Source organism: Bradyrhizobium sp. 14AA (assembly GCF_054185205.1).
Genome location: NZ_JAVAYM010000149.1, coordinates 1 through 459 on the forward strand (window position 1 = coordinate 1; position 459 = coordinate 459).

General features: G+C 67.8%; 1 protein-coding gene. It reads right to left on the reverse strand.

The genetic code is table 11. The annotated features are described in order from the left end of the window. On the reverse strand, window positions 1–459 hold a 459-nt coding region (pufC, locus tag RAD15_RS43750; protein ID WP_458184853.1), incomplete at both ends, for a photosynthetic reaction center cytochrome PufC.

Sequence of the window (459 nt, forward strand, 5' to 3'; positions counted from 1 at the left end):
CGGGACGGCCGGCGGGGCCGCGCTCACGGTCTCGGTCGGCTTCGTCAGCTCCGGGTAGGCCTCGACGAGGTGGGCGCCGTTGAGGGGCTTGCTCTCGCCGTTGTGGCAGGTGGTGCAGTTCACCTTAGGCACGTCGCCCAGCGCTCCGAGACGGTTCGGCGGGAAGGTCGAGAGCAGCGGCTCGAGGTAGTTGCCGTTGAGGTCGCGCACCATCCGGATGCCGTGCCAGGCGGTGGTCCGCTGCGGCGTGCTCTGCGACCAGTTCGAGATCGCCCGCGTGTTGTGGCAGTAGGTGCAGTTGACCCCGAGCGCCTCCGACATGTGGATCATCAGGCCGTAGGTCTTCTCCGCGTCCTGGATCGGCTTGCCCTTGGTGGTGGGCAGGGCCGTGGTCGCGTTCACGCGGATGGCGTTGTTGTCGACGTCCTTGTCGGCGAGATAGGCGGTGAGGGTGTCGTA